General features: G+C 58.9%; 17 protein-coding genes and 1 pseudogene. 6 read left to right on the top strand and 12 right to left on the bottom strand.

Annotation, left to right across the window (positions count from 1 at the left end; genetic code table 11):
• Window positions 1-144: 144 nt before the first annotated feature.
• From AC07V8_RS24825 to yjjJ, 5 genes are all read right to left on the bottom strand, one after another.
• The gene (locus tag AC07V8_RS24825) at window positions 145-2,049 is read right to left on the bottom strand and encodes a replication endonuclease (RefSeq protein WP_494680999.1); all 1,905 of its coding nucleotides are present in this window, start codon (window positions 2,047-2,049) and stop codon (window positions 145-147) included.
• A complete protein-coding gene (locus AC07V8_RS24820) occupies window positions 2,039-2,380 on the bottom strand; it encodes a hypothetical protein (protein WP_494680998.1) in 342 nt (113 codons plus the stop codon). Before AC07V8_RS24820 ends, AC07V8_RS24825 begins: the two co-directional genes overlap by 11 nt.
• Window positions 2,377-2,565, bottom strand: coding sequence for a hypothetical protein (locus AC07V8_RS24815; protein WP_494680997.1), 189 nt, complete (start codon window positions 2,563-2,565; stop codon window positions 2,377-2,379). Before AC07V8_RS24815 ends, AC07V8_RS24820 begins: the two co-directional genes overlap by 4 nt.
• Window positions 2,566-2,569: 4 nt before the next feature.
• Complete coding sequence (locus AC07V8_RS24810; RefSeq protein WP_494680996.1) at window positions 2,570-2,737, bottom strand: hypothetical protein; 168 nt, start codon at window positions 2,735-2,737, stop codon at window positions 2,570-2,572.
• A gap of 210 nt (window positions 2,738-2,947) precedes the next feature.
• Window positions 2,948-4,309 (bottom strand): type II toxin-antitoxin system HipA family toxin YjjJ, encoded by a 1,362-nt coding sequence (gene yjjJ, locus AC07V8_RS24805; protein WP_494680995.1) that lies wholly within the window; start codon window positions 4,307-4,309, stop codon window positions 2,948-2,950.
• 94 nt (window positions 4,310-4,403) lie between these two features.
• On the opposite strand from yjjJ, the gene AC07V8_RS24800 reads away from it, so the two are divergent.
• Complete coding sequence (locus AC07V8_RS24800) at window positions 4,404-4,670, top strand: hypothetical protein (protein WP_494680994.1); 267 nt, start codon at window positions 4,404-4,406, stop codon at window positions 4,668-4,670.
• Window positions 4,671-4,718: 48 nt separating this feature from the next.
• On the opposite strand, the gene AC07V8_RS24795 is transcribed toward AC07V8_RS24800, so the two are convergent.
• Entirely contained in the window at window positions 4,719-5,102 is a 384-nt protein-coding gene (locus tag AC07V8_RS24795; protein WP_494680993.1) for a VOC family protein, read from the bottom strand.
• A gap of 236 nt (window positions 5,103-5,338) precedes the next feature.
• A complete protein-coding gene (locus AC07V8_RS24790; RefSeq protein WP_494680992.1) occupies window positions 5,339-5,704 on the bottom strand; it encodes a YciI family protein in 366 nt (121 codons plus the stop codon).
• A gap of 380 nt (window positions 5,705-6,084) precedes the next feature.
• Here AC07V8_RS24790 and AC07V8_RS24785 point away from each other — a divergent pair, with 380 nt between their 5' ends.
• The 4 genes from AC07V8_RS24785 (at window position 6,085) to AC07V8_RS24770 (ending at window position 8,794) form a co-directional block, all read left to right on the top strand.
• Complete coding sequence (locus AC07V8_RS24785) at window positions 6,085-6,576, top strand: sigma factor (RefSeq protein ID WP_494680991.1); 492 nt, start codon at window positions 6,085-6,087, stop codon at window positions 6,574-6,576.
• A gap of 175 nt (window positions 6,577-6,751) precedes the next feature.
• Complete coding sequence (locus AC07V8_RS24780; RefSeq protein ID WP_494681017.1) at window positions 6,752-7,387, top strand: glutathione S-transferase family protein; 636 nt, start codon at window positions 6,752-6,754, stop codon at window positions 7,385-7,387.
• Window positions 7,384-8,040, top strand: coding sequence for a glutathione S-transferase family protein (locus tag AC07V8_RS24775; RefSeq protein WP_494680990.1), 657 nt, complete (start codon window positions 7,384-7,386; stop codon window positions 8,038-8,040). Before AC07V8_RS24780 ends, AC07V8_RS24775 begins: the two co-directional genes overlap by 4 nt.
• 97 nt (window positions 8,041-8,137) lie before the next feature.
• Window positions 8,138-8,794, top strand: coding sequence for a glutathione S-transferase family protein (locus AC07V8_RS24770; RefSeq protein ID WP_494680989.1), 657 nt, complete (start codon window positions 8,138-8,140; stop codon window positions 8,792-8,794).
• A gap of 482 nt (window positions 8,795-9,276) precedes the next feature.
• On the opposite strand, the gene AC07V8_RS24765 is transcribed toward AC07V8_RS24770, so the two are convergent.
• Both AC07V8_RS24765 and AC07V8_RS24760 read right to left on the bottom strand, forming a co-directional pair.
• Window positions 9,277-9,561, bottom strand: a complete 285-nt coding sequence (locus AC07V8_RS24765) for a hypothetical protein (RefSeq protein WP_494680988.1) — start codon at window positions 9,559-9,561, stop codon at window positions 9,277-9,279.
• A 157-nt stretch (window positions 9,562-9,718) separates the two neighbouring features.
• Window positions 9,719-11,671: a hypothetical protein gene (locus tag AC07V8_RS24760; RefSeq protein ID WP_494680987.1), complete on the bottom strand. Its 1,953-nt coding sequence runs from the start codon at window positions 11,669-11,671 to the stop codon at window positions 9,719-9,721.
• 477 nt (window positions 11,672-12,148) lie between these two features.
• On the opposite strand from AC07V8_RS24760, the gene AC07V8_RS24755 reads away from it, so the two are divergent.
• Entirely contained in the window at window positions 12,149-12,640 is a 492-nt protein-coding gene (locus AC07V8_RS24755) for an NADPH-dependent FMN reductase (protein WP_494680986.1), read from the top strand.
• 254 nt (window positions 12,641-12,894) lie between these two features.
• On the opposite strand, the gene AC07V8_RS24750 is transcribed toward AC07V8_RS24755, so the two are convergent.
• From AC07V8_RS24750 to AC07V8_RS24740, 3 genes and pseudogenes are all read right to left on the bottom strand, one after another.
• On the bottom strand, window positions 12,895-13,377 hold the full coding sequence (locus AC07V8_RS24750; protein ID WP_494721506.1) for a DUF4019 domain-containing protein: 483 nt from the start codon (window positions 13,375-13,377) through the stop codon (window positions 12,895-12,897).
• Window positions 13,378-13,437: 60 nt separating this feature from the next.
• Window positions 13,438-14,250, bottom strand: coding sequence for an OmpA family protein (locus tag AC07V8_RS24745; protein ID WP_494721505.1), 813 nt, complete (start codon window positions 14,248-14,250; stop codon window positions 13,438-13,440).
• A 71-nt stretch (window positions 14,251-14,321) separates the two neighbouring features.
• Window positions 14,322-22,094: pseudogene (locus tag AC07V8_RS24740) on the bottom strand (hypothetical protein); the annotation flags it as partial.
• Window positions 22,095-22,124: the final 30 nt, after the last annotated feature.

Genomic DNA, 22,124 nt, shown 5'->3' with positions numbered 1-22,124 from the left:
TTTTTCGCTTTACCCCGGTTTGAATAGACAATTTCGGCCTATTTTTTGGGCATACCCCCGTTTTATTGGACAATCACCGCCCAATTTCCCGGCCAATCCCGCCCAAATTAGCTCCAAATTGCCACTTTTTAAGCCATGTCGGCGTTAGCCATGAGCATGTAACCAATTGCCCAGAATCTGCCGCGTGTTAGCCCCAAGCACGTTTGCCAATGATAAACACGTTTTCAATAGCTTAATTCTATTAAAGTCTATCTCAATTTTCCGCATTATGAAATTTTTATCGCGTACAGGTGCTTGCACCCCCGGCGTGGCCGGTGTGGCTGTATCTGGATTCGTGTTTGTCTTGGCTGGAGGCGTACAGTTATTTACACGAGTCCGAGGCAGGTCAAAGACCACCCCAACCCCGCCGATTTTTTGACGCCACTGGTAGCGCTGGCTTTTGAACACCACCCCAAAGTCATGAATGCACTCAACGCCGTAAGGCGTGTGACGCTCGACCTCCTCATAGCGCCCCATCACCACGCTATCCCTCTTCGCCAGCGTCAGCACCCGCGCCGCTCGCGGCACTATCGGCCCGCCCTGTATCCGCAGGTATTCCGCAAAGTCCGCACGCTGGTCTGTCGCGTCATCCCGCTGGACAGCCCGCCAAGCCCGCTGCATCGTCGCGCTGGCGTGCTGGATCATTTCAGGCTTGATGCGGCGCAGTTCACGCCACACGCCCACCGGCGCGCCGCCGATGGGCTGAAATTGGCGGATGCCCCAGCATGCCGCCCACGCTTCCACGCGCTGGCACGGCTTTATTTCTACGTCGCCGGCTATCTCTGGCGCGATCACTTTGCCGTCCTGGGTCTTGTGGTCGCCGACGCCCTCGCCATCGATATTTTTCGACACGTACTTGATGAGATAGCCCGCCGCCGTCCCTTTGCTGCGGTCGATCCGCTGGCTATCCAGTCGATACCGGAACGCGCCCGCTTCGCCGCGATCCGCACGCCATGCGTAGCGCTTGAAAATCCGCTCTGCACGCTTGGCGAGGTCGGTAATGTGCGCCAGCTTGCCTGACGTTCGCGTGACGAACAGCAGCATGTGCCAGTGAGGGCAACCGTCATGATGCGGCTCAGCGATACGGAAGCCATACATGCCGATGCCAGCACGCGCCAGCGCCGCCCGTAGCTGCGCCCACAGCTTGCACAGGTAGTCTTGCGCCTCCCGTGGCGTCGCGCCCGCATACTTGTCGTTGACGCTGCCATCGTGCCGGTGAATGGCGTGGAAGCGCGACGGACATGTCAGCGTCAGGAACAGCCCTTCGTCGCCGCGCTCGAACGCTACCCGCTCAAGGCCATTTATCCGAAGCATCAACTCGCCGCGGCGAATGGCTTTGTTCGCCGTCGATTTACTCGCCAAGTCCGCCAGCGTGAAAGCATCGCCGTTTTCGTTTTCCATCACCACCGATTCCAGCGCAAGCGCGTTGCGCCTGTTCTGCGACATGCGGCGCAGCACCGTGTCCGTGCTGGCGTATGGCTCAGCACGATAGTGGACGTAACCAAGCCGGATGCTGCCCGCCTCGAATGCGCGGCAATGCCGCTTGCGCAGTTGCCGCCGCCACCAGCCCTTATCCATCAGCCGGGTAAGGATGTCTGCCGGGCGATACAGATCAGGCCAGCGCGCAGGCGGCTCAACGCTATAGCTCTTGCACACGCGCCGGATAATTTCCATCATGCCTTGCGGGCTCAAGTTTGTTCGCACCGTAAAGGACAGCATCGTTGCAATGTCGCCCGCCGCCTGCTCAGCTGTCGCGCAAAGATCGCCGTCATCCAGCGACAGATTCACGCCTTGCGGCACATATTCGCGCAAGTATTCGTTGAGCACATCCCAGCCGATCGGCTCATAGATTTTTTGCGTGCTGAACCACTTCATTGACTCGACGATGCGCGCCGTCAAACGCTTGCGCCACTTCGGCGGCACGCGGGACAGCTCAGCGCTGAAGCGCGGCGACTTGATGAAGGATTGATGTAGAACGGCTGGCGGTAGAACGATGCGGCTAGATTGCATTGAGCACCCGCTCAAACGCACGCACCGCCGCCAGCGCTGCCGCCCTGAGCGCGGCGCGCTCGGAGTCCGTGAAGGAGTGGATGGGGCTTTCCCATCGATCAGGATTAAGCCCGGCCTTGCGCAGGACGGCGCGCCGCAACTCGCCAGGCGTTGCGCCCCACGATTGCGCCGTCAGGCGCTTCATGTCGGCACGGACAGGACGGCTAATCAGCTTGCGCACATCCGCGATGCGCTGACGGCCAATCTCTGGCGCCGTCAGTGTGGCGGCCTCATCATCCCAGCGCGCAATGGTGGCCTCAGCCGGCGCAAATGATTGATGGTTCTCGATCATGCCGCCACCACTTGCCAATCAAACGAGCCGTATTGCTGGCGCAGATGAGTCACCATTGCTGCGGCCATGTCCAGCTGCCCGTCGCCGTATTTCATGGTCTGGTCCGCATCGGTCGTGATGCACACCGAGAACGGGAACAGCTCAGCAAACCTTATGCCGGTGGCCTTGCATTGGATGATGTGCATGGCATCACCCCTTTACCCAACCGAGCCCGACAGCGAACGCAGGCGCGAACATGACGAAGCCCGCCAGCAGCCCCCAGCCAAATTGTCCCGCGTGTTGTTTGAGTTTTGGCGATACGCCAGAAGAGAATTTTTGCTGCTTGTAAACGGATGCCGCGATATAGCGTTTAGACATTTTGTCCAACCATTCCAGCCCACTGTTGAGGCTGGAAAGCTAGGACTGATGCGGCTTTCCAGCCGTCAGTGCATTTCTATGTCCGCGTTCCGATAATACAAATTATGCGAAATTTTAAGTCGAAGAAAATACAGTAATTTTGCCGCATTCACAGGAGGCGCCACAGGCCTTCGCCGAAGCCATTTTCGAAATCTCTTATGACAAATCCGGTCAATCGCGTTGCGCGACAAGCAGATGTTCAATGTGGCCTGCATTCGCTTTGCAGATAGATCGAAACCTCTCGCTGATGCGTTCATCTCGCTCCGCGCGATGCCAGAACACCAAGGCCGCTTCCGCTGCCAGGACCCAGGCGCCACGTTCTCTCGGCACGGGCAAGGCCGGCGTGAATTTGCGTTCGACGAGTTCAATCCCCCGCTGTGGGGCATACAGCATGGGCAGCATGTCATAGGCCGGCGTCAGGGTAAGTCCAGGCAGGAATGCAAGATTGCCGTCATGCATATCCGTGTTTGCAATCAATCGGCCGAAATGCTCCAAGAGGTTTATCTGGCGGGCAGTCTCCGCCGAAATGTAGTCTTCCTTGAGCAACGCTTCTGCGCCTTCCGACCATGGGCCTGTCAATCCAAATAAGGCCGCATTCAATTCGTGCCAGGTACATACGCCAGAGCGACCGAATTCGCCATGCCGGTCGAAACGGTCGACTTCATAGAAAGTGCGGCCGGCCAGCTGATAAATGCGGCTTTGTGCTGCGCTTAGCCGAAGCGTATCGGCAATAGTTGTCAAGGCCAGGTGCTCGCACACTAGCAAGTCAGACCAGCGTTCTTCCTGCGGTGAACCATCAGCACCTGAAAATTTGACGATGACGTGAGTCGGCTGCTCATTTAACAACCGACGTGCAGTGAATTTAGGAAATTCACCGGCGGCCGAGGAATCCGCCGCCCCGAAGTTCAGGGCCTGCAGGGCACGCGACGGATACTCCGTATCGATCGCATCGTCAGTAAGGAAGTCGCTGCCCCTTTGTTGCTCGTCCAGGAAGCGACGCAGGGCATGCTCGCCCAGAATGTAGTCGCCAGGCTGGTCCCAGCCAAGCACGCTCAATGCATGCAGTACATCATCCTCACCCCAGCGCGTAACGTCTTCGTCCACCTGCAGGATAGCTGCGAACCGGTGTGCAAAGTTACGTCCCATGAAGCCCTGGGGCCGCATATCGCCCAACGGATACGGCACTCCGCGAAACCAGCCATCCGCCATCTCATCATCGAGCGGCCAAGGGCATGCTTCCGCAAAACGCATCGCGCACCCTTCCGGATAAATGGGCTCCAGCAGTCCAGCCTCATGCGCACGCCCCGCCTCATCAATACGGTAAAGAACCAATGGGCTTGGATTTCCCCGAATCGATCGACGTGCTGCATACGCAGTCCGCCGCGCGCGACCACGCGAGACAACTTGACCATCCAGCTCGGCAATCGCCCGCATCAAAGACGGACGACTTACCCCTAGGCGCCGCAAGAGCTCTCCAGCTTGCTGCCGGCTCCAGGTGCGAAGTGTTTCGAGAACTGTCTGAGCAATTGTCATGTAACGATTTAATTACCTATTTTTCATGAGGATATAATACACAAAATAGAAAATTAATGTGAAAATTATGTAACGATTAATGTAACGATTTAAGTTGATCTATTACGCCATGGGATTGTCGGTGTCAGAGCTGGCCGATTGGCTGAAACGCTCCGACCGCTCTGTCCGCGACTGGCTCAGCGGTGTCGAAAAATTGCCCTGGTGGGTACCCGAACTCCTGCGCCTTCAGCAGATGGAAAAAGATCAGCAATTGCGCCAGATGCATATCCAAACCGTGCGCGTCAAGCTCGGACTGGTCAGCAAAACGGCAATCATCCACGAATTTCCCCGCAGAGTGTTGCCGTATAAAGACCTAATATAGGGACAGCCGCACCGGCATTGCTACATCAGAATATGTGATGAGTTCCGATTAACTACTTGGCGCTTCCCATAGCTCGACCCGGTTACCCTCGGGATCCATCACCCATCCAAATTTGCCGAATTCCGACTCGTCAACCTTGGCATCAACAGCGCAGCCTTCCGCGCGCAACTGCGCCAGCAAGGCATGCAAATCATCGACGCGATAATTGATCATGAAAGCTTGAGTGCTCGGCGCAAAATAGTCCGAATCGCTTGGGAATAATGACCAGACCGTTTTTTCCTTGTCGATGGGACCATTGGCGGCGTTCGGTTGAAATACCGCACCACCCCACTCTTCCAGGTTGAAACCAAGATGATCCCGATACCATTCGCGCAGTTTTTCGGGATTTTTTGCTTTGAAAAACACGCCGCCGATGCCAACAACACGTTTCATATCGCCTCCCTGGAGACATCTATTGAAAAAAGAATCGATTTACGTGGCCGATCCGATCGCCCGCCACAGATATTACATGATCGCGACTTCAGAGGAGTTGCGGAAAGCTTGGATCGCCTATGACCCAACTGCAGCTGGGGGCGCTTGCGGGAGGGAGCGAAATCCTCCATGAGGCATCATCTGGCCGGCGTTGGAGGACAGCATCGATGGATTGGAGGAAACGCTCCGTCGCTGGTTCATAGATGCGGACGAGGCTTGCTATAGTCCACAACAGGTCGGACCTCTATCGAGCCCAGCCTGGCCAGAGGAATTCCCGCCGCGATCCGCACAGCCTCGTTGAGGTCGCGTGCTTCGATCACGATGAAGCCGCCCAGCACCTCCTTGGTTTCCATGAACGGGCCATCCGTCGCCGACATCCTCCCGCCGCGGACCTGCACGGTCATCGCCTGATCGGGCAACTGAAGGGCGAGATCCGTCACCATGTGGCCGCTGGACTTCAACTCGTTGTTATAAGCGCCGGAATCACGGAGCGCCGCCTCGGCCTCGGCGCTTTGGTTAAAGACCTTGTGGGGATCGAAATAGACTAAGCAGGCATAGCGCATGACGGGACTCCTTTTCGTTGTGGTGTGAAAGTCATTAGTCGTTCGGCGCCGTTGGAATTCGACATACTTTCATTTTTCGGCGGACCGTTAATTTTTTCTGGCCGGTTGTCGAAATGGCGCAATGCGAAGCGACTATATTTACCTTACCTAGGAACTCATGAGCCATGACCACCAACAACCCGCGTAGGTATTCGAGTAATGTGCCCCACCGCTACTACCGCGGAGTCCATGGTGGTTTTGCCCCGGCATTCATGCTGTTCCATCGATAAGTCTCGGTCTGGGATATTCACAGCCCGGCGGCGTTACCAGGAAAAAACTGAATCGACTCCTTTTCCGAATCTCGATCGTCTTAGCTATACCTGGACAACGGAGCAGAGCTGATGAACCTCGAAGATAAGAATGTCGTCACCGGCGGCAGCCGTGGTCTTGGCTTGGGACTGGTCGAGCCCTGGCCGCGCACGGCGCATATGCCGAAGGCAAAGCCTTCGGGCTCAAAGGCGGCACGGAATCACCATGCTCGAAGGAGCAGTAGCTTGAACACCGGACGATCTTCGCCGAACTCCGACAGCCGGGCGGAACTCCTCACCCTGGCCGGTGAACTGCGGCCAGAGCTGCACCGCTATTGCGCGCGCCTGATGGGATCGGTCATCGACGGCGAGGACGTCGTCCAGGACACGCTCATCCGGGCCTTGGCGGCGCTGCAAGACCTGGACGAGACGCCGCCGCTTCGACCCTGGCTGTTCCGAATCGCCCACAACCGTGCCCTCGACCTGCTACGCGGTCGGACTGTGCGCATGCGGGCGTGCCAGTTCACCAAGAGTACCTGGCGCCCAACGGGTGTTATTTCACGTACTCCAAGCATCCATGGGTAATCCTGCCGAAAGAAATAATTAGCGACAGTGTCGATTCGGCGTTTCACCGTTCGACTAGGTACTGTAGACCGGTGCTGCGCCGGCTGCCGTAAAAATAACCCGAGCCGTTTTGATTTGCGGTTCTCCATTCGTCTTGTCATCAACAATTAACTTCATTTCGAAAGGAAATATCATGATGAAACTCTATGGATTTGCCGCCACCCGCTCACTGCGCGTGCTGTGGGCATTAAACGAGCTCGGTGCCGAATTCGAGTTCATACCAGTCAACCTCTTGAACGGGGAACAGCATCGCCCCGAGTTCCTCCGCCTCAACCCTGCCGGCAAGGTGCCGGTGCTGGTCGATGGCGATATGGTGCTCACTGAATCGGCAGCGATTGTCATCTACCTGGCTGAAAAATACCCTGATAAAGGGCTGCTTCCCACCGACCGCAAGCAGTTGGCCCAAGCGTATCGCTGGGTGATGTTTGCCATGACTGAACTTGAGCAGCCGCTGTGGCGCATCACGCGCCACAGCTGGCTGTATCCGGAAGACAAGCGCTTACCCGAAGAAATCCCTCGCGCGAGCCAGGAGTTTGTTGCCATGGCGGCCATATTGGATAGGCACATGGAGGGACGGCAGTTCATCGTTGGCGACGCCATCACCGTAGCCGATTGCGTGACGGCCTACCTGATGGATTGGGCCAACGAGTATCACTTGATCGACCAGCATCCTCAATTGCGCGCTTACCTGGACAGAATGTATGCGCGCCCCACTGCCCCGCTGCGGATTGCCACGGCGTTCGCCAATCTTGAAACTGGAAAATTGGCATGAAAATCTACTGGATCAAGGCACAGGCGCCGCAGCGCGTGCTGGCGCTGGCTAAGCATCTCGGCGTCAAGGCTGAGTTTGTTGAAGTTGACGTGAAGGCTGGCGGGCTCAAGACAGCTGACTATGCAGCGCTTAATCCCAACATGAAGGCGCCCGCCCTGGTCGACGGCGATTTTGTGCTGTGGGAGTCTTCGGCCATCATGACCCATCTTTGCATCAAGACGGGGTCGGACATGTGGCCGGCGCACAATCCGGCTGAGCAAGTCGAGGTGCTGCGCTGGCTGTCGTGGAACGATTGCCATTGGTCGCCCGCCGTCTCGCCGTTTTATTTCGAACATATCGTCAGGGCGACATTCGGGCTCGGGGCGCCGGACAGCGCGTCGCTGAAAACCAGCGTAGCGGAACTTGTGAAATTCGCAAAAGTCCTGGACGGCCACCTGGCGGGCCGCACTTTTGTGGCGTGTGAAAGGCTTACCATTGCAGACTTCCAGCTCGCCTCGATGGCGACCTACTGGCGGGAATCGGAAATGCCGCTGGAAGCGTTTCCCAATATCGTTCGCTGGCTCGATGCGTTGATGCGGTTTCCGGCGTGGACCGATCCCTGGCCAGCCAAGCCGCCGGCTCCGGGCGATCGTGAAATCGACAACCTGGCATGATATTGATTTGCGTGGCGTATATCATTTCGTCACTGGCAAATTGCATTCATTTCATTTTTCCCGCATTTCCAATCCGGAGCACACTTAAATGACACAAATGACACTGACCCTCTACGCCCACCCGTTCGCCTCATACTGCTGGAAGGTGTTGATTGCGCTTTACGAGAACGACACGCGGTTCACCTTCCATGCGGTCGACCTTGGCAATGCGGCCTCAGCGGCCGAGCTGGAACGGTTATGGCCTTTCAAAAAATTTCCTGTCCTGCTTGATGGAGAGAAGCCGGTCATCGAGTCCACGATCATCGTCGAATACCTGGATCTTCATCATCCGGGTCCTGTGCGGCTGCTTCCGGTTGATGCGGCAGCTGCGCTCGATGTGCGGTTTGCCGATCGCTTTTTCGACAACTATGTTCACGCTCCGATGCAGGCGATCGTCGCCGACGCGCTACATGGGGCGAAACGCGACGCCGATGCAGTGGCGCGTGCCCGCGCGAACCTCGACACGGCGTATGCCTGGCTCGAGCGCCGGATGGAGAAGCGCGAATGGGCGGCCGGCGACAGTTTCAGCCTTGCCGACTGTTCTGCGGCGCCGGCCTTGTTCTATGCGGACTGGGCGCACCCCATCGGCGCTGCTTTCCCCAGCGTGCGCGCCTATCGGAATCGCCTGAATGCCCGGCCGTCGGTCGCACGGACGATCGATGAGGCCCGTCCCTATCGCCATTTCTTTCCGCTGGGCGCTCCGGACCGCGACTAGCTCACGAAATATTGATCGCATCCAGCCGGCATTGCAAAGAGAGCATAGGTTTCGCGATTGAAGGCTCCTACGTTCTCAATATCTTGACTAAAACACTCTACAGCAACCGACTCCCGTTAGGAACCGCCTGCTCGAAGCCCGCCAACACCACCTGTTCATTGCCGTCAGCAACGCCGGTGATTAGCACCTCGGATTTCACACCGGCGATACGTTTTACTTCGAAATTACATACGCACAATAATTTTTATTTAAATTGCCATTTAAATATTGAATTGACAATTTATTTTGCAATGATCAAGAGACCCCGGGTATCAGCAACCGAACCGATTGTACTGATTACGCCCGGACCGGATGCATCGGAGAGCCGTGCGGAGCAGACAACGATTGCTGCTCGCGACTCGTGCCGACGCCACAAGGCCAGCAGGTGCTTGCGATCATCCTGCGTGTCGTTGTCTGAAGAATGACGCATTCGTTGTCACAAATTATTGTTCCACGCACCGAGCCTGATAATCACGGAATTGCTGGGCATTCAAGCGCAAACGCTCCTGCCTTGTCCGCTCAGGGGAAACAGTCTGGCCAGACTCCACGTAATCAAGGCGGCGCTTCTGGCTGTCGAGATCTCGTTTTACGCCATCGAGCCTGGCCTTTTCCTGCGCGCATTCCAACTCCTTTTTCTTCACCAGCTCCGCACCGGCAGCTTGGGTACGAGTCTGGGCATTTACAGAAAATGCTAAAACGCACAGCACCAGCAAGCAAGAGTTACGCATGGCTTCTCCATAGGGTTGGATACGAAAAATTATTTTAAAGCAATAATCGGATAGTGGGAAAAGATCAAAATCGCTCCCAGTGGTTTATTAACTAATATTTACCGAAAAAAACGGCTCCGCATGGGAGCCGTCAATGATTCGCGCTGTCGCCAAGGCTTCAGGGCTCGATGCGGCTGATGCGCGTTGCCCAGTTCGTCAGGGCGACGCGGCTGCCGCCGCAACTGAACAGCGCTGCCGGGTCGGTGTATTGCGCCAGGGTGCAAGCATGCGCAATGTATTCGTTGGCGATCCAGATATCGTTGCCGTCTACCGCTGCCGCGCCATAATCGCCCCACCGGCTGCGCGGCGTTCCAAAGGCGTTATAGGAGCCGAATTCGTCGTCGGGCCCGAGTCCGTTTGCAATGACCTTGACCGATTCGCCTCGATGTCCCTGGTCGCGGTTGAAATGGATATAGCCGGCGCTCGGATAGTGATCCGCGCCAGCCACGGTGAAGCCGATCACTCCCTTGCCGTTAGGCAGAGCAGCGATTGCCGGCCGCGTGACGCTGTTGCCGGCAATCGCCAGCTGGCCCTGCTTGACGACCGAGGCGCCGGCAAGATTGGCGGAAACGGACGGATTCAGCACGTAATAGGCAATCCCGGTCTGTTCCTGGCCTGCGACATTGACGACGGTATCCAGTGCGCCGTATAAACGGTCGCCGGTGAAAAACACCTGCTGCATGCGCGAATCGTTTGGATCGAGCGCCACCAGCGTTTCCGGGACCGCCGGCTGCACTGCGGTCAGATAGTTCCAGCAGCCGACGCCGGCAGGCGTCGCCAGGCTGCGGTCGTTCAGGCAATCTCTCAGCGGGGCGCTGCCGGGTTTTTGCGGGATCGCCGGCGGCACGCCATAGGTATCGACGTTAACGACGTTATGCAAAAGCGTCAGCGCGGGCGTGGCATCGTCCAGCGATTTGGTATTGCCGATCGCCCACACCCGCAGGCGATTATCGTTGCCGGAATTGGAAAACACTGCGACCGAACTCAAAAGATATTCGGTGCCGCGGTTGCTCCGCTCAAAATCGCCAGCTGGAGATACCGCCGGCCATACGGTGAAGCCGGGATTGCCGTCGAGCAGATAATCGGCGGTGTCCAGCTGCACGACCTGAATCGAGGCAGCGCCGCTGACCAGCGCCTTTTTCGAGATTGCATAGATCTGCGCGCTGTTGAAGCCCCCTGAAAACGGGAATTCATTGGTTGTCAGGTAGATGCCATGGGCGTCGGCGCCTATGTGCGGATAATCGCCCAGGCATGGGCAATTGGGATGCTGCGGCGAGCCTTGCGTGCCGTCATCCTGTGCTGCAATCTTATACACGGTCCAGCTTCCGAGCGGATCGGCTGACGAGCTGACCGCGAGGTCCAGGTGATTGCTGCCTGTCTGCGCGCCTGTGGCAGGATCGGTGTCCAGCGTCAGCACCAGGTGAAACCAGCGCCTGACGCCGGGATCGAAATAGCAGGCCGGGTCGGTAATCGACGGCCCGAAAACCCGCGGACTGACCTGGCGGTTGATTGCCGGCGCATAGCCATAGAAGGTATTCAACGCGATATCGCCGCTCAATGCCGCGCCTTTGCGGTCATAGATCTTCATGACGTCGTTCAAGGACTCCATGACGTAGCCGTTGCCGGCGCAGAGCCCCTGGTCCGGCGGCTCTATGGAAAATTGGTTGCCGTTGTTTGCAAGGCGCTGGTTGCGGGAGTTTTCGCCGTCAAAACTGACTTCCACCCGGCGGTCCGGCGCATCTTTGCGCAATGCTTCGGCCCACTCCCCTTTTCCCCGCGCCGTGGCGATACTGCGGTTTATCTTGAATTGCGCCACGCGCGCGAGCACGCCGGCGGTGCTTTTCGTTCCGCTTGTGCCGGCAGCCGTGGGGCCGTCCGCGAGATTGGGCACGTTCGAAAATACCGGCGATGTTTCGGGCGACGACAAGCCATCGACGCCCACGGTAGTGGCCGGAATCTTCACCGTGCCGCTGCTGGCTATCTGTCTTGTGACGGTGACGCCGAATGCCGAGCCCATGGTAAAGCAGGCGAAGCTGAGGATTAATCCAAATCTACTAAAATTCCGATTCATTTTCTTCTCCAAAAATTGTCATTTTTGAACCTCTTGAGGGTAAAGAAAAAACCTTACTTTGCAGATTGCAACTGCCCGGCCAAAAGACGGTTTCTTGCGGAAATGCTTGTGGCCGCGCTCGGCTGCGTTAAATCAAGATCAACTCGGACTGGGGATATTTGAGAGACGGGCGTTTTTGCCAAGATCAGCGCTTGGTTGCCAATTGGCATATTTTTCCCCGTGGAAATTATATATAGGTTTCTTCGCGACACAGCACTTATTTTGACCATGTCGAAAGAGCATTGATATTGATCTACGCGGCAGCGGGTGCGCCAGATTCGGCGTTGCTAGAGTGGGAAACAATCGAATATTCGTCGCAGGATCAGCAGAGTCAGCAGGCTCGCCAGACGAAGTTAGCGGAAAGCCACTACAAATTCCGCCCCCGGATCTTTGTCATGATTGACGATCAGATTCCAGTCGTGGGTGAACGAAATTTCCTTGCAAATCGACAGCCCTGCGTTGCGGCGCATGCTGCCGTTAAATGACAAGGCTGAGCGGCCAATGCATGGCTGGCCTACTCTAATGCAATCCTTCAAAAATGGACGGCGCGCGATCGCGCAGTCGGACGGCTTCGTCTTCGTTAGCCCTGAATATAACTACGGCACCTCGGCTATGCTCAAGAACGCCATCGACTGGGTTTATTCAAGCCTGATGAATCACGATGAGCGAGGCCGCGTACGCCAGAGTTTTCTTGTAATGCGGCAAACTGCGATGCGTATGAGCCGCCAACTTGGCAAGCCGTTCTTTGAATGCCAGCAAATTCAGCTCGGGATCGCCCGGTTTGGTCAGGATGAGATAGCGGCATGCATCGTGGATGACGACCAGGATCGCAAGCTCCACGCTATCGCCGTAGAGGGACAGCGCTGCCAGCGTTTGAATTTTATCTATGCATTCATCGATAAAACAGTTTTCGATGTGAACGTCCATTAAGCTCATTACGCACTCCAGAAACAGCATTGCGGCAAAATTGCATTAAGATCAATCTTAGGGAGTGGCGCGCCGCATGTCTATTGGGGTTTGCGGCATTTCACAAGAGTTTTCAAATTCAATGTTGACGGGCAATATTCCGTGTTTTTCTGACACACGGACGCCGCCAAAAGTGCTTTGAAACAATCTCTCGCAGCAATACTCGGTATCGCTCCCTTTGCATCTCGCCGGCCTCATTCGTACGTATGACCGTCAGTTCATCTCGTCTTGGCGGGATTCGGCGCTGCCGCTCCAGCTTCGATTTTCGTTATGACATAACCGACAGGAATCCACTGCCCCGTGGTCTGTATCATCGAAATTTTTTCCACCGCCATGCCTTTTGAAAACCGCGATGTAAATGCGATGTTGATGTATTCGCCAGGCGGCAGGTTTGGCGGGTCGGTGATGCGCACTATCTGCACCCATTGACGTCCGCCGATCGCTCCCAGGTCTTTTTTCACCGCCCCCAGGTACTTGATCCATCCGTCCCTGCTGATATTTTTCTGCATGGCGGGGCCGCTCTGGTCCCACATGTGATCGGCCTGGCCGGCATCCGCCATCGCTGCCCACTGGGTCGCGGTAACGACGGCGCTGTCGATCGAGCCGTCTATCTGGGCCGACGCCGGATTGGCCAAAACGAGGCCGATCATTGCGATCGCCCAGACGCCGGCGGCTTTTTTAAACGCTGAAAATGAAATCATTTGTCTCTCTCAATCTGGATCAGGCTGCTGTGCATTCTCCGACGGACTTACCCCGGCTCCTCATTTCTCGCCCATGACTTCGATCTCGACACGCCGGTTGGGCTGCAGGCATTGCACCAGTTGCGGCGTAACGACTTCGCCCTGGCACTGGATCACCGGCTGCGATAGCCCTGCGCCATAAGCCTTTATCGCCTTGTCCTCCAGCCCTTGCTGCACAAGGTAGCTGCGGATGGTTTCGGCCCGCGCCTTGGACAAGGTGAAATTGGCAGTTTCGCTACCGATCCGGTCTGTGTGCCCTGTCACAACCACAGAAGTCAGCTTGACGCCATCCTGCTTGAGCTGGCTCACCAGGTTGTCGATTTTTTCACGGCCCGGCGCGGTCAGGTCAGCGAGACCGGATTTGCCAAAGACAAACAAGCCGTCTGCGGCAAGGGTGACGCGTTGATGGTAAGGCTGGTCTGCGAGAACCGTCGTTGAGCTAGTCGGATTCAGGTATTTCTGGCAATCCGGATCTTTCCAGCGGGTAGAGGCGACATGGTCGTCCGAGTCATAGTTGACCATGAATTGACAAGTCACGTATTCGTCGTTTTTACCAGTGTAGAAATTGAATGCATAATTCCAGCTATGCACCGCAAAGATCCCCTCGCTGAAATGCGGATTGCCGATCTCCAGGCGCACCTGGTCTTTGTTGAGACCCGGCCGGACGCGCCCGACGCGGTCCGGGCCGACAAAGTCTCCGGTCTTCAGGTAAGAACTGTCGAGCGCCGGGAATTTCGGCTCCTCGGCCTCCGCGGCGACTGCCGCAAAACTTGCGCACGACAGCGCAAGTACGCTCAAGACACGCCTGACGGTATTCAGTGAGAGTGGCATCATCGTTCCTCGGTAAATTAACCGGTTAGTCGACGCATTGCGTCGTACAGCGGTCGCCCATGGCGTCGTTTTACTCAATTGATCACCCCCGCCACCCCGACCCGGGCCGCCACGCCGCCGTAGGTTGTTCCCGAGATGCCTCCCGAGACGCTCCACTGCGCGTTGTCCGATGTTTTACGCAAGGAAATACCAAGCGCGCTTTGGTTCTGGTAGTAGCCGACACCCGCAGCATAGGTCCACTTGCCAGGCACATACGGCGCACTTTCCAGCGACATCGCCGCAGCAACCCCGGCATAAGCCTTTTTCGCGACATCGTTGATGTTGTTCTGCAACTGCATGGTCATCGAATTGGTGTACTGGTTGGCTTGCTGCACCGCCGCCCCCACGCCGCTATTGAGCTGCTGGACGTTGACGGCATCCGTCGGCGCGGTGCCGGCTGCGACGTTATGGATGGCTACCGGTCCAGTAGCACTGCCGTTGCCCATGGTGACGCTGCTGTAGTTGGTCGTGCCGTCAGGATTGGTGTCGTAGCGCACGCCGCCCGACTGCACCGCCTGCAGCTGACGCACATTGACAGCATCGGTCGCCTGCGTACCGCCCGCCACGTTGGTGATCTGGCGTTCGTTGCCGGCGCTGCCCACCGAAACCGCACCTTGGGTGGACGCCACCGCGGTATTGGAGAACTGCTCCTTGCCGCCGTTCATGCCGGCGCGGTCAGCCGTCGCACCGCCGCCCAGCGCCACGCCGCCGCTGGCCGTCGCACTGGCGCCGGCGCCGATCGCCACCGCGTTCATGCTGGTGGCAGCGGCATTCTTGCCGGAAGCAATCGCGTCCAGTCCCGTCGCGCCTTCGTTATGCTCATTGCTGCCGCCAGTCGAATTCACGCTGTAGTACTTGGTCTGGCCCAGCGCCACGACAGAGGTCAGGTTGTTGATCGCCGTATTGGTCGCAAACAGCTGGCTGCCGTTCACGGCGTCGGTGCTGCTGGCGGTCAGCTGGCCGGCCGCCACGTTGGTGACCTGCCGCTCGCTGCCCGCGCTGCCGACGCTGACCACGCCCACCGGCGCTGCTCCGGCGAAGGTGTAGCTGGTGCCCTTGATCGTGGTGCCGGTGGTGGCAACCGCAGCTCCGGTGGTTGAACTATCACCCAATGCCACGCTGTTGGCTGTGCTTGCCGTAGCGCCTTGTCCCACGGCGGTACTGTTGGCGACGGTAGCCTGAGCGCCATTGCCCAAGGCCGTACTGTTGGTTCCGGACGCTACCGCGCCGAAGCCGCCGGCGCTGGCATTGGCGCCGCTCGAGACCGGTTGCGCCGCCGTCACGCTGCTGTCCGATACGAACGGGCCGGCCTTGCCTGCAGTGAGATTATTGATCGCCGTCGTGTTTCCTGCGATGTTGGTGGTGTTGATGGTGACCTGCTGGTTGGTCGCATACAATTGCGAACCGTTCACAGCATCGGTGCTGGTCGCGCTCAACTGCCCTGCCGCCACGTTCGTGATCTGGCGTTCAGAACCCACGCCGCCTACGCTCACCACACCTGCCGGCGCCCCGCCGGCAAAGGTGTAGGCAGTGCCGCCGATCGTCGCGCCGGTGGTCGCTACCGCCGCGGTTGTCACCGTACTGCCCTGGCCCAATGCCACATTGCTGCCGCTGGTGCCGGCCGCAATGCTCGCGCCTTGTCCCAACACCGTGGCGTCGGCGTTGCCGTTATCCGTCGCCTGATTGCCCAGCACCGTGGATGCGGCGCCCGTGGCAGTCGCGCCGAAACCGCCGGCGCTGGCATTGGCGCCGCTCGATACCGGCTGTACCGCCGTCACGCTGTTATCCGACACGAATGGACCGGCCTTGCCGTTGGTGATGTTCGTGACGGTCGTGCCCAGGGTGTTTATCGCCGTATTGGTGGCAAAGAGTTGCGAACCATTCATTGCGTCGGTGCTGGTCGCACTGACCTGGCCGGCAGCAACGTTGGTGATGGTACGTTCCGCGCCGACTGCGCCAACGCTCACCGTACTTGCCGGCGTGGCGCCGGCAAAATTGTAAGCAGTGCCGTTGATGGTCGCGCCTGTTGTTGCTATTGGCGCCGCCGTCGTGCTTCCGGCTCCCAAAGCTACTGCACCGGCATTGTTGGAAGAGGCGCCGGAACCGATGGCAATCCCCTGCGTCGCCGCAGCCGACACCGTCGCCGTGTCGCCCAACGCGATGGCGCCTGCGTTGTTCGCCTGCGATGCGTTACCCAGCGCTACCGAGCCTTGGCCGGTAGCCGTGTTGGCATTGCCCATGCCCACGGCGCCCTGGCCATTGACCGTATTGTTAGCGCCTATGCCCACCGCGCCAGTGCCGGTGACCACATTCGGATCGCCAATCGCCACCGCGCCGTCGCCGCTGGCAGTATTGCCCACGCCTATCGAAACCGCCTTGCCGCCGGTTGCCGTCGCCGTCTGGCCGATGGCGATGGCGCCAGCGGAATTGGCTTTCGCTCCGGTTCCTTGCGCAATCGAATTGCCGCCTGTCGCTTGCGCGCCATTGCCTAACGCGATATCGTTGGCGGTCGCCGGCGTGCCGTTGACGCCTGCCACCGCATTCAGGCCCTGGGCGATCGAATCATTGCCGTAGGCATTGGCAACCGGTCCGACGGCGATGCTGTCGGTACCCGCCGCGTTGCTGTCGGCCAGCGTCGAATTGGTGTGGAAATACTTTATGCCGCCACCGTTGTTGATGTTGTTGAGGGTATTGCCGATGCCGGTTACCGCCGTATTGGTGGCGTTCAACTGCGAACCGTTCACGGCATCGGTGCTGGTGGTGCTGAGACGGCCCGCCGCCACATTGGTGATCGTACGTTCATTGCCCACGCTGCCGACACTCACCGTCGATGCTGGGGCAGCACCTGCGAAGTTGAACGTCGCGCCATTGATCACTGTGCTCGCCGTTCCCACTGCGGCCGCTGTGCTTGAACCCGCACCCAATGCCACATCATTGGCGTTGTTCGCCGTGGCGCCATTGCCGGCGGCGAAGCTGCCAGCTCCGGTTGCCACCGCTGCAGGACCAACGGCAACTGAGTCGGTACCCGTTGCCGTTGAGTCGGCCAGCGTCGAATTGGCGTGGAAATACTTGATGCCGCCGCCGTTATTGATGTTGCTGATTGCCGTGCTGTTGGCTGTCACCTGCTGGTTGGTTGCAAATAATTGCGAACCGTTCACCGCATCCGTGCTGGCTGCACTCAACTGACCTGCCGCCACATTCGTGATCTGGCGAGCCGATCCTGCACTGCCCACGCTGACGACACCGGTAGGCGCGCCGCCGGCAAAGGTATAAGCCGTGCCGCCGATAGTTGCGCCGGTGGTCGGCACCGCAGCTGCCGCCACCGTGCTGCCCTGGCCCAGCGCCACGTTGCTGCCGGCTGTGCCAGCCGCAATGCTGGCGCCCTGACCCAATACCGTCGCATTGGCATTGCCGTTGTCGGTGGACTGGTTGCCCAGCACTGTCGACGCCGCACCTGTTGCTGTCGCACCGAAACCACCGGCGCTGGCATTGGCGCCGCTCGACACCGGCTGCACCGCGGTCACGCTATTGTCCGACACGAAGGGACCGGCCTTGCCGCTGGTGACCGCATACAACTGCGAACCGTTCACCGCATCCGTGCTGGTCGCGTTCAATGCCGCCGGCGCCAGGTTGGTGATGGTCACCGGTGCGCCTGCACCAGCGCCGCCGGTGGCGCCCAGGGTGATCTTGTTGCCGCCTGCCGCATCATACTTGACCGCGATATTGGCGGTATTGTCGATGTTGGTATTCAATGCAGTCAGAGCACCGGCAACCGTCGTCTGAGCTGTTGGTCCTGTCACGGCGCCTGTCGCGCTGACGGTATTGATCGGCTGACTGAAACCGCTGATCGTGCCGGTCGCCGGATTGTAAGTCGCACCGCCGCCCAGCGTGCTGGCCGTGCTATTTCCGAGATTATCCGTGTGTACTTGCACCGTACTGATGCCAGTGGACAGCGAAACGACCGAGGTGGAAGTTGATGTTGACAACGATGCTACATTGCTGTTGGTCGTGCTCAAACCAGTTGAGGTCGAAGTCGACAGTGACGCCACGTTGCTGTTGGTCGTGCTCAGACCGGTTGAGGTCGAAGTCGACAACGAAGCCACACTGCTGTTGGTCGTGCTTAAACCGGTCGAGGTCGAAGTCGACAGCGATGCCACGCTGCTGTTGGTCGTGCTCAAGCCCGTCGATGTTGAGGTCGACAGCGATGCCACGTTGCTGTTGGTCGTGCTCAAGCCGGTTGAGGTCGAGGTCGACAAGCTGCTGATGTTGGAACCGACAGTGCTCGCGACGGTGTACAGCTGACTACCATTGATAGCATCCGTGCTGCTGGCGCCGATCAGTCCGGCGGCGACATTCTGTATACGGCGCTCAGAACCTGCCGCGCCAACACTTACCACGCCCGCGCTCGAACTGGCGCCGGCGAACGGGCCATAGGTAGTGCTGCCTATCGTGGCGTTGCTCACGCTACCGGCGCCGCCGGTAGCTGCAGATGCCGTGCCAGTCGTAGTTGCCGATTGACCTAATGCTATGGAACCGGCAACGCTAGCATTGGCCCCGGCGCCAAGGGCGATCGAATTGCCGCCAGTCGCACTAGCAGCGTTGCCCAAGGCAATATCGTTCGCCGTCGCCGGTGTGCCGCTGACGCCGGCCACCGCATTCAAGCCCTGTGCAATCGAGTCGTTGCCGAAAGCACTGGCTGCAGGCCCCACCGCAATCGCATCGGTGCCGGTTGGCGAACTGTCCGCCAAGACCGAATTGGTGTGGAAATATTTAATCCCGCCGCCATTGTTGATGGTATTGATAGCTGTGTTGGTGGCAAACAGCTGCGAACCGTTCACCGCATCGGTGCTGGTTCCACTCAGCTGCCCTGCCGCGACGTTCGTGATCTGGCGTGCCGATCCTGCACTGCCCACGCTGACGACACCGGTGGGCGCTCCGCCGGCGAACGTATAAGCCGTGCCGCCAATCGTCGCACCAGCGGTTGGCACCGCAGCTGCCGCCACCGTGCTGCCCTGACCCAGCGCCACATTGCTGCCGGCCGTGCCAGCTGCAATGCTGGCGCCTTGGCCTACTACCGTCGCATTGGCGTTGCCGTTGTCGGTGGACTGGTTGCCCAGCACTGTCGACGCCGCACCCGTTGCCGTTGCACCGAAACCGCCGGCGCTGGCATTGGCGCCGCTCGACACCGGCTGCACCGCGGTCACACTGTTGTCCGACACAAAGGGGCCAGCCTTGCCGCTGGTGACCGCATACAACTGCGAACCGTTCACGGCATCGGTGCTGGTGGCATTCAAGGCCGCCGGCGCCAGATTCGTGATGGTCACCGGTGCGCCCGCACCGGCGCCGCCGGTGGCGCCCAGGGTGATCTTGCTACCGCCAACCGCGTCGTACTTGACCGCGATATTGGTAGTGTTGTCGACATTGGTATTCAATGCAGTCAAAGCCGCCGCGACCGTGGTCTGCGCCGTTGGTCCCGTCACAGCGCCGGTATTGCTGACGCTGTTGATCGGCTGGCTGAAGCCAGTGATATTGCCGGTGGCAGGATCATAAGCGGCACCGCCGCCCAACGTGCTTGCGGTCGTGGCGCCCAGGTTGTTGACGCCGGTGACGACAGAGTTCAGCTGCGAACCGTTGATTGCATCGGTGCTGGTGGCCGAAATCACGCCTGCCGCCACGTTCTGGACCTGGCGTTCCTTGCCGGCGGAACCCACCGAGACCACCCCGTTGACCGCACTGGCAATACCCGCTGCGGTGCCGCCGTACAACGCGGTCGTCCCGACATTGGGCGCGGCTGTTGTCGAACCGGCGCCCAGCGCTACGCTGTTTACGTTGCTGGCGTTGGCATTGGCGCCGATTGCAATACTATTCAGCGCTCCGGCATTGGCGCCGCTGCCAAGCGCGACCGCATTCAGGGTAGATGCTATTGCGCCAACCCCGAAAGCGGCTGAATTGTTCCCCCCGGCATTCGCACCATTGCCTATGGCTGTCGCCGCCACCCCGGCAGCGCTGGAACTCGCGCCAAGCGCGCTCGAATTACTGCCTTGTGCAGAAGCTGCCTGTCCGATCGCCACCGCATCCCCAGCACTGGCAGTCGCCCCCGTTCCGATCGCCGTAGACTGTATGCCTGAGGCATTGGCAAGAGTACCGATCGCCAATGCCTGGTTCTGACTGGCGTTGGCACTTTGTCCGATTGCAACAGCACCGCCTCCGGAGGAAATCGCGTTTGTACCCTGCGCAATAGAGCTGCCACCGGTCGCTTTAGCCGCATTGCCAAGTGCAATATCGTTCGCCGCCGCCGGCGTACCGCTGACGCCAGCCACCGCGTTCAGACCTTGCGCAATCGAGTCATTGCCGAAAGCATTGGCTGCCGGCCCCACCGCAATCGCATCGGTGCCGGTTGGCGAGCTATCGGCCAGAACGGAGTTGGTGTGGAAGTATTTGATGCCCGCACCGTTGTTGATGTTGTTGATCAGGCTGTTTGTCGCAAACAGCTGCGAACCGTTTACCGCATCGGTGCTGGTGGCATTCAATGCCGCCGGCGCCAGGTTGGTGATCGTTACCGGTGCACCTGCACCGGCGCCGCCGGTGGCGCCCAGGGTGATCTTGTTGCCGCCGGCCGCATCATACTTGACCGCGATATTGGCCGTGTTGTCGATATTGGTATTCAATGCAGTCAGAGCACCGGCAACCGTCGTCTGAGCAGTTGGTCCCGTCACGGCGCCTGTCGCGCTGACGGTATTGATCGGCTGGCTGAAACCGCTTATCGTGCCGGTCGCCGGATTGTAAGTCGCACCACCGCCCAGTGTGCTGGCCGTGCTATTTCCGAGATTATCCGTGTGCGCTTGCACCGTGCTGATGCCAGTGGACAGCGAAACGACCGAGGTGGAGGTTGAGGTCGACAGCGATGCCACGCTGCTGTTGGTTGTACTCAGACCGGTTGAAGTCGATGTCGACAAAGATGCAACACTGCTGTTAGTCGTGCTCAAGCCTGTCGATGTTGATGTCGACAGCGACGCCACGTTGCTATTGGTCGTGCTCAGGCCGGTCGAGGTCGAAGTCGACAGCGAAGCCACGTTGCTGTTGGTTGTGCTCAAGCCCGTCGATGTTGATGTCGACAGCGAAGCCACGCTACTGTTAGTTGTGCTCAGGCCGGTTGAGGTCGAGGTCGACAAGCTGCTGATGTTGGAACCGACAGTGCTTGCCACGGTGTACAGCTGACTGCCATTGATCGCATCCGTGCTGCTGGCGCCAATCAGGCCAGCGGCGACATTCTGTATCCGGCGCTCAGTACCGGCTGCGCCGACGCTTACCACGCCTGCGCTCGAACTGGCGCCGGCGAACGGGCCAAAGGTAGTACTGCCTATCGTGGCGTTGGTTACGCTGCCAGTGCCGCCGGTAGCTGTCGATGCCGTACTCGTCGTGGTTGCCGATTGACCTAATGCAATGGAACCGGCAACGCTAGCATTGGCCCCGGCGCCAAGGGCGATCGAATTACCGCCAGTCGCGCTGGCAGCATTGCCCAAGGCAATATCGTTCGCCGTCGTCGGTGTGCCGCTGACGCCAGCCACCGCATTCAAGCCCTGTGCAATCGAGTCGTTGCCGAAAGCATTGGCTACAGGTCCCACTGCAATCGCATCGGTGCCGGTTGGCGAACTGTCCGCCAGAACCGAATTGGTGTGGAAGTATTTGATGCCCGCACCGTTATTGATGTTGTTGATCAGGCTGTTTGTCGCAAACAGCTGTGAACCGTTCACGGCATCCGTGCTGGTCGCGTTCAAGGCCGCCGGCGCCAGATTCGTGATGGTCACCGGTGCGCCTGCACCTGCGCCGCCGGTGGC

The sequence above is a fragment of the Collimonas sp. GW821-FHT02H07 genome (assembly GCF_059421505.1).
This window is presented reverse-complemented; position numbering and strand designations above follow the sequence as displayed.

What these genes read in the sequence shown, in the direction of transcription:
- AC07V8_RS24760 (WP_494680987.1), bottom strand. Translation starts at nt 11,671, where the DNA reads ATGAATCGGAATTTTAGTAGATTTGGATTAATCCTCAGCTTCGCCTGC.
- AC07V8_RS24820 (WP_494680998.1), bottom strand. Translation starts at nt 2,380, where the DNA reads ATGATCGAGAACCATCAATCATTTGCGCCGGCTGAGGCCACCATTGCG.
- yjjJ (WP_494680995.1), bottom strand. Translation starts at nt 4,309, where the DNA reads ATGACAATTGCTCAGACAGTTCTCGAAACACTTCGCACCTGGAGCCGG.
- AC07V8_RS24765 (WP_494680988.1), bottom strand. Translation starts at nt 9,561, where the DNA reads ATGCGTAACTCTTGCTTGCTGGTGCTGTGCGTTTTAGCATTTTCTGTA.
- AC07V8_RS24815 (WP_494680997.1), bottom strand. Translation starts at nt 2,565, where the DNA reads ATGCACATCATCCAATGCAAGGCCACCGGCATAAGGTTTGCTGAGCTG.
- AC07V8_RS24825 (WP_494680999.1), bottom strand. Translation starts at nt 2,049, where the DNA reads ATGCAATCTAGCCGCATCGTTCTACCGCCAGCCGTTCTACATCAATCC.
- AC07V8_RS24790 (WP_494680992.1), bottom strand. Translation starts at nt 5,704, where the DNA reads ATGCGCTATGCCTGCTTAGTCTATTTCGATCCCCACAAGGTCTTTAAC.
- AC07V8_RS24745 (WP_494721505.1), bottom strand. Translation starts at nt 14,250, where the DNA reads ATGATGCCACTCTCACTGAATACCGTCAGGCGTGTCTTGAGCGTACTT.
- AC07V8_RS24770 (WP_494680989.1), top strand. Translation starts at nt 8,138, where the DNA reads ATGACACTGACCCTCTACGCCCACCCGTTCGCCTCATACTGCTGGAAG.
- AC07V8_RS24795 (WP_494680993.1), bottom strand. Translation starts at nt 5,102, where the DNA reads ATGAAACGTGTTGTTGGCATCGGCGGCGTGTTTTTCAAAGCAAAAAAT.
- AC07V8_RS24775 (WP_494680990.1), top strand. Translation starts at nt 7,384, where the DNA reads ATGAAAATCTACTGGATCAAGGCACAGGCGCCGCAGCGCGTGCTGGCG.
- AC07V8_RS24810 (WP_494680996.1), bottom strand. Translation starts at nt 2,737, where the DNA reads ATGTCTAAACGCTATATCGCGGCATCCGTTTACAAGCAGCAAAAATTC.
- AC07V8_RS24750 (WP_494721506.1), bottom strand. Translation starts at nt 13,377, where the DNA reads ATGATTTCATTTTCAGCGTTTAAAAAAGCCGCCGGCGTCTGGGCGATC.
- AC07V8_RS24785 (WP_494680991.1), top strand. Translation starts at nt 6,085, where the DNA reads ATGAACCTCGAAGATAAGAATGTCGTCACCGGCGGCAGCCGTGGTCTT.
- AC07V8_RS24780 (WP_494681017.1), top strand. Translation starts at nt 6,752, where the DNA reads ATGAAACTCTATGGATTTGCCGCCACCCGCTCACTGCGCGTGCTGTGG.